The 6,358-nt window shown below is 71.9% G+C and carries 6 protein-coding genes; 4 read left to right on the top strand and 2 right to left on the bottom strand.

All coding sequences use genetic code 11. From position 1 onward, the window contains the following. Positions 1-92: 92 nt before the first annotated feature. Complete coding sequence (locus tag AB0I18_RS51285; protein ID WP_363112765.1) at positions 93-896, bottom strand: DUF3097 domain-containing protein; 804 nt, start codon at positions 894-896, stop codon at positions 93-95. A gap of 34 nt (positions 897-930) precedes the next feature. Continuing rightward, positions 931-1,749, bottom strand: coding sequence for an MBL fold metallo-hydrolase (locus AB0I18_RS51280; protein WP_363112766.1), 819 nt, complete (start codon positions 1,747-1,749; stop codon positions 931-933). 199 nt (positions 1,750-1,948) lie between these two features. Between AB0I18_RS51280 and hrcA the strand changes: the two genes are divergently transcribed. From hrcA to AB0I18_RS51260, 4 genes are all read left to right on the top strand, one after another. After that, on the top strand, positions 1,949-2,965 hold the full coding sequence (hrcA, locus tag AB0I18_RS51275; RefSeq protein WP_363112764.1) for a heat-inducible transcriptional repressor HrcA: 1,017 nt from the start codon (positions 1,949-1,951) through the stop codon (positions 2,963-2,965). Continuing rightward, positions 2,966-4,102 (top strand): molecular chaperone DnaJ, encoded by a 1,137-nt coding sequence (gene dnaJ / locus AB0I18_RS51270; RefSeq protein WP_363112763.1) that lies wholly within the window; start codon positions 2,966-2,968, stop codon positions 4,100-4,102. Positions 4,103-4,290: 188 nt separating this feature from the next. Next, positions 4,291-5,376 carry a nitronate monooxygenase gene (locus AB0I18_RS51265; protein WP_363112762.1) on the top strand — a complete coding sequence of 362 codons (1,086 nt, stop codon included), beginning with the start codon at positions 4,291-4,293 and terminating at the stop codon, positions 5,374-5,376. Next, entirely contained in the window at positions 5,373-6,119 is a 747-nt protein-coding gene (locus tag AB0I18_RS51260; protein WP_363112761.1) for a 16S rRNA (uracil(1498)-N(3))-methyltransferase, read from the top strand. Before AB0I18_RS51265 ends, AB0I18_RS51260 begins: the two co-directional genes overlap by 4 nt. Positions 6,120-6,358: the final 239 nt, after the last annotated feature.

Below are 6,358 nucleotides of genomic sequence, written 5' to 3'. Positions count from 1 at the left end.
CGAGGCCGTTCAGGCCGAAAGGGGGGTCTGGGGGCGCAGCCCCCAGGGGACGGGTACGGGTAGGGGCGGCGGGGGCGAGAACCGCCTGTTCCTCACTCCGGGGCTGTGACGAAGTCGATCAGTTCCTCCACTCGGCCCAGGAGTTCCGGCTCCAGGTCCCGGTACGAGTGGATCGAGCCGAGGATCCGCTCCCAGGCCGCGCCCGTGTTCTCGGGCCAGCCCAGGGCCCGGCAGACGCCCGTCTTCCAGTCCTGGCCGCGGGGGACGCGGGGCCAGGACCGGATGCCGACGGAGGCAGGCTTCACGGCCTCCCAGACGTCGATGTACGGATGGCCCACGACGAGCGCGTATTCGCTGGTGACCGCGGCAGCGATACGGGACTCCTTCGTGCCGGGGACGAGGTGGTCGACGAGGACGCCGAGCCGCGCGTCGGCGCCGGGGCCGAAGTCGGCGACGATGGCCGGCAGGTCGTCGATGCCCTCCAGGTACTCGACGACGACACCCTCGATGCGCAGGTCGTCACCCCAGACCCGCTCCACCAGCTCGGCGTCGTGCCTGCCTTCGACGTAGATCCGGCCGGCCCGGGCGACCCGGGCGCGGGCTCCGGGCACGGCGACCGACCCCGACGCCGTACGCGTCGGGCGGACCGGCGCGGCCGACGGGCGCACCAGCGTCACCACGCGCCCCTCCAGGAGGAACCCGCGGGGTTCCAGCGGGAACACCCGGTGCTTGCCGAAGCGGTCCTCCAGCGTGACCGTGCCCGCCTCGCAGCGGATCACCGCGCCGCAGAAGCCGGTGCCGGGCTCCTCGACGACCAGGCCCGGCTCGGCCGCGACCTCGGGCACGGGTTTGGGCTTCTTCCACGGAGGGGTCAGGTCCGCTGAGTACTGGCGCATTCGGATGACGATAGGAGAAGGGCGCGGTCAGGTACTACGAGGGTCCCCGCGACACGCCGAAACGCCGTGCCAGCGCGTCACGTTGGGCCCGTACGAACGCCGCGTCCACCGCCGCCCCGTGCCCGGGCACGTACACCGCGTCCTCGCCGCCCAGGTCGAGTAGCCGGTCCAGCGCGGCCGGCCAGTGCGACGGCACGGCGTCGGGCCCCGCCTGGGGCTCGCCGGACTCCTCCACGAGGTCACCGCAGAAGACGATCTCCGGGAAGTGCGTTCCGGGGACGCCGGGAACTCCGGGGATTCCGGGGACGCCGGGAACTCCAGGGGCTTCAGGGGTTCTGGGGGCTCCGGGGACGAGGACCACCAGGTCGTGGGACGTGTGGCCGGGGCCGACGTTCGCCAGCAGGACCTGCAGGCCGCCGCCCAGGTCGAGCGTCCACTCGCCGGACACCAGGTGCCGCGGCCGGACGAGGAGGTCCGCCGCCTCGTCGGCCTCGCGCGGGTCGGCGCCGTTGCGTACGGCGTCCGCGCGCAGTTCGTCCCGTTGGTCGGCGAGGACCCGTTCGAGGCCCACCGCGCCGAAGACCTCGACCCCCGCGAACGCGGCCGCGCCGAAAACGTGGTCGAAGTGCGGGTGTGTCAGCGCCAGGTGGGTGACCCGGCCGGTGCCGCCGAGCAGTTGCCGGGCCCGCGTACGCAGCAGCGCGCCCTCCCGCACACTCGACCCCGTGTCGATCGCGAGCGCCGCGCCCTCGCCCACCACCAGCCCGGCCGTGCAGTCCCACACCGGAAGCCGGCACCGCCCCACGCGCGGAGCCAGCTCCTCCCACCCCGCCTCGGCCCAGTCGGGGCTCAGCACGGCTCTTTCCAAGTCACCGTCACGGTCACCTTCATAGAACGACGCTATCCCCAGGTACCGGACAGAGCGGGCCCGCCCTTGCCGGGGCCGTACCCACCGGCCGTACACTTGCTGCGGGGGTGTTGGCACTCGCACGCGCTGAGTGCCAGGCGGAAACCACGGGGACCACGGGAAAGACGAGCTGGAGGTGTGCGCGATGCTCAGTGAACGCAGGCTCGAAGTGCTGCGCGCCATCGTCCAGGACTACGTGGGCACGGAGGAGCCGGTCGGCTCCAAGGCGCTCACGGAGCGGCACCGGCTCGGCGTCTCCCCGGCGACCGTCCGCAACGACATGGCCGTGCTGGAGGACGAGGGCTACATCGCCCAGCCGCACACCAGCGCCGGCCGCATCCCCACGGACAAGGGCTACCGCCTCTTCGTCGACAAACTCGCGGGCGTCAAGCCGATGACCGCGCCGGAGCGGCGGGCGATCCAGAACTTCCTGGACGGCGCCGTCGACCTCGACGACGTGGTGGGGCGGACCGTCCGGCTGCTCGCGCAGCTGACCAGGCAGGTCGCCGTCGTGCAGTACCCGTCGCTGACGCGCTCGACCGTGCGTCACGTGGAGTTGCTGTCGCTGGCTCCGGCCCGCGTCATGCTCGTACTGATCACGGACACCGGCCGGGTCGAGCAGCGCATGGTGGACTGCCCGGCCCCGTTCGGGGAGGCTTCGCTGGCGGATCTGCGCGCGCGGCTCAACAGCCGGGTGGCGGGCCGCCGGTTCGCGGACGTCCCGCAGCTGGTGCAGGACCTGACCGACGCCTTCGAGGCGGAGGACAGGGGTACGGTCGCGACGGTGCTCTCCACTCTGCTGGAGACACTCGTCGAGGAGACCGAGGAGCGGCTGATGATCGGCGGTACCGCCAATCTCACCCGCTTCGGACATGACTTTCCCCTCACCATCCGTCCGGTGCTGGAGGCCCTTGAGGAGCAGGTCGTGCTCCTCAAACTCCTAGGTGAGGTCAACGATTCGGGCATGGCTGTACGGATCGGTCACGAGAACGCCCATGAGGGACTCAACTCCACGTCGGTGGTCTCGGTCGGCTACGGTTCGGGCGGCGAGGCAGTAGCCAAACTGGGCGTGGTCGGACCGACCCGCATGGATTACCCGGGAACGATGGGAGCGGTACGAGCGGTGGCACGGTACGTCGGACAGATCCTGGCGGAGTCGTAAGTGGCCACGGACTATTACGCCGTACTCGGCGTGCGCCGCGATGCGTCCCAGGACGAGATCAAGAAGGCGTTCCGGAGGCTCGCTCGCGAGCTGCATCCGGACGTCAATCCCGATCCGAAGACGCAGGAGCGCTTCAAGGAGATCAACGCCGCCTACGAGGTGTTGTCGGACCCGCAGAAGAAGCAGGTCTACGACCTCGGCGGCGACCCGCTGTCCCAGGCGGGCGGCGGTGGCGCGGGAGGATTCGGCGCCGGCGGGTTCGGGAACTTCTCGGACATCATGGACGCGTTCTTCGGTACGGCGTCGCAGCGGGGCCCGCGGTCGCGTACGCGGCGCGGCCAGGACGCGATGATCCGGCTGGAGATCGAGCTCGACGAGGCCGCCTTCGGCACGACGAAGGACATCCAGGTCGACACGGCCGTCGTCTGCACCACCTGCAGCGGCGAGGGCGCCGCGCCGGGCACGTCCGCGCAGACCTGTGACATGTGCCGCGGTCGCGGCGAGGTGTCCCAGGTGACGCGGTCCTTCCTGGGCCAGGTCATGACGTCCAGGCCGTGCCCGCAGTGCCAGGGCTTCGGGACCGTCGTCCCGACGCCGTGTCCGGAGTGCGCCGGCGACGGCCGCGTACGGTCGCGGCGGACCCTGACCGTGAAGATCCCGGCCGGTGTCGACAACGGCACCCGGATCCAGCTCGCCGGTGAGGGCGAGGTCGGGCCCGGTGGCGGTCCCGCCGGTGACCTCTACGTCGAGATCCACGAACTTCCGCACACCGTCTTCCAGCGGCGCGGCGACGACCTGCACGTCACGGTCACGATTCCGATGACCGCGGCGGCGCTCGGTACGAAGGTTCCGCTGGAGACGCTCGACGGGCTCGAAGAGGTCGACATCCGCCCGGGCACCCAGTCCGGGCAGTCGATCCCCAAGCACGGCCGAGGCGTCACGCACCTGCGGGGCGGCGGACGCGGCGACCTCATCGTGCACGTCGAGGTCATGACTCCGGGCAAGCTGGACGCTGAGCAGGAGAGGTTGCTGCGCGAACTCGCCGTGCTGCGGGGTGAAGAGCGGCCCACGGGTCAGTTTCAACCGGGGCAACAGGGACTCTTCTCCCGGCTGAAGGACGCGTTCAACGGGCGCTGACCGCACCCCGCTGCCTTGACTTCGGTGGGGCTCGGGGGCTCGGGCTTCTGGGGGCTGCCGCCCCCAGACCCCCGCTTTTCGGCCTGGACGGCCTCGTCCTCAAGCGCCGGACGGGCTGGGTGGGCCTGGGCCGAGTCAGGAATCAAGCCGGATTCGGACTTGCTCAAGGGACGTGACAACATGCCGTCATGTCCTCCGCGCTGACCGGTCTTTTCCCTCTCCCGATCGTGCAGGCCCCCATGGCGGGCGGCGTCTCCGTGCCGCAGCTCGCCGCGGCCGTGTCCGAGGCAGGGGGGCTCGGTTTCCTCGCCGCCGGCTACAAAACGGCCGACGGCATGTACCAGGAGATCAAGCAGTTGCGCGGGGCCACGAGCCGTCCGTTCGGTGTGAATCTCTTCATGCCGCAGCCCGAGTACGCCGACCCCGCGGCCGTCGAGGTCTATGCCAACCAGCTGGCCGGCGAGGCCGCCTGGTACGAGACCGAGCTCGGTGACCGCGACAGCGGACGCGACGACGGATACGACGCCAAGCTGGCGGTCCTCCTCGACAACCCGGTGCCGGTGGTCTCTTTCCACTTCGGCTGTCCCACGCGCGAGGTCCTGGACTCCCTGAGCCGGGCCGGCACGCTCACGCTGGTCACGGCGACCACCGCCGAGGAGGCGCAGGCCGTGCAGTGGGCGGGCGCCGACGCGGTGATCGTGCAGGGCGTCGAGGCCGGCGGCCACCAGGGCACCCACCGGGACAATCCGGAGGCCGACCGTTCCGGCATCGGACTGCTCTCGCTGATCGCGCAGGTCCGCGAGACCGTGCAGATCCCGGTCGTCGCGGCCGGCGGCATCATGCGCGGCAGCCAGATCGCCGCCGCCCTGGCCGCCGGCGCGAGCGCCGCCCAGCTCGGTACGGCCTTCCTCGCCACGCCCGAGTCCGGCGCCCACGCCGTGCACAAGCAGGCGCTGACCAACCCCCTCTTCGTACGTACGGAGTTGACGCGGGCGTTCTCCGGCCGCCAGGCGCGGGGCCTGATGAACCGCTTCATGCGCGAGCACGGGCCGTACGCGCCCGCCGCGTACCCCGAGATCCACCACCTCACCTCGCCGCTGCGCAAGGCGGCGGCCAAGGCGGGCGACGCGCAGGGCATGGCGCTGTGGGCCGGGCAGGGGCACCGGCTCGCGCGCGAGCTGCCCGCCGGGCAGCTGGTCGAGGTGCTGGCGGCCGAACTCGCCGCGGCCAGGACAGCGTTGTCGGGTCAGCTCGGCTGGGGTACGGCCCGATGACCGCGCCGGTGTTCGTGGTGGACGCGGTGCCGGGCGGGCCCCAGTTCGTGCTCGACGGCCCCGAAGGGCGGCACGCCGTGTCCGTGAAGCGGCTGCGGGCCGGTGAGGACGTGGTCCTCACCGACGGGCGCGGGCACTGGACGGAGGGCGTCGTGAAGGCGGCCGAGGGCAAGGACCGGCTGGTCGTCACGGTCCTCGGCGGCGTCCGGGAGGAGCCGGAGCCGACGCCCCGTATCACCGTCGTCCAGGCCCTCCCCAAGGGTGACCGCGGTGAACTCGCCGTCGAGACCATGACCGAGACCGGCGTCGACGAGATCGTTCCGTGGGCCGCGTCCCGGTGCATCACGCAGTGGAAGGGCGACCGGGGGCTCAAGGCGCTCGGCAAGTGGCGGGCGACCGCGCGCGAGGCGGGCAAGCAGTCGCGCCGGGTGCGTTTTCCGCGGGTCGCGGACGCGATGACGACCAAGCAGGTTGCCGCGCTTCTCGCCACGGCGGATCTGGCGGGGGTGCTGCATGAGGACCGCGCGTACGCGAGCCTGCCGCTGGCTACCGCCGAACTCCCCGCCGCCGGGGAGATCGTGCTGGTCGTGGGGCCTGAAGGAGGCGTGTCTCCCGAGGAGTTGAAGGCTTTCGCGGAGGTGGGGGCGAAGGCGTATCGGCTGGGGCGCAGTGTCCTGCGGACGTCTACGGCCGGGACTGCGGCCGGGGCGCTGCTGCTGGGCCGGACGGGGCGCTGGTCCTGAGGCGGGGTTGCGTTGTCGGGTGCGGGTGGGTGGGGGCTGGTCGCGCCCCGCGGCGGAGCCGCAGATGTCACAGCCCCGCGCCCCTGAAAAGCGGGCTGCGCCCTGCTTTTCAGTCCGGCCAGGTCCACTCAGCCCGACCCCCGCCCACCCTGCCTGGTCCCGGCCCACTCAGCCCGTCCGGCGTTTGAGGACGAGGCCGTTCAGGCCGATCAGCGGGGGTCTGGGGGCGGAGCCAGATC

Source organism: Streptomyces sp. NPDC050704 (genome assembly GCF_040654355.1).
Taxonomy (GTDB): domain Bacteria; phylum Actinomycetota; class Actinomycetes; order Streptomycetales; family Streptomycetaceae; genus Streptomyces.
This window is presented reverse-complemented; position numbering and strand designations above follow the sequence as displayed.

Bases quoted from the DNA above. Each gene is read 5' to 3' on its own strand.
- hrcA (WP_363112764.1), top strand. From the start codon at position 1,949: ATGCTCAGTGAACGCAGGCTCGAAGTGCTGCGCGCCATCGTCCAGGAC.
- AB0I18_RS51285 (WP_363112765.1), bottom strand. From the start codon at position 896: ATGCGCCAGTACTCAGCGGACCTGACCCCTCCGTGGAAGAAGCCCAAA.
- AB0I18_RS51265 (WP_363112762.1), top strand. From the start codon at position 4,291: ATGTCCTCCGCGCTGACCGGTCTTTTCCCTCTCCCGATCGTGCAGGCC.
- AB0I18_RS51260 (WP_363112761.1), top strand. From the start codon at position 5,373: ATGACCGCGCCGGTGTTCGTGGTGGACGCGGTGCCGGGCGGGCCCCAG.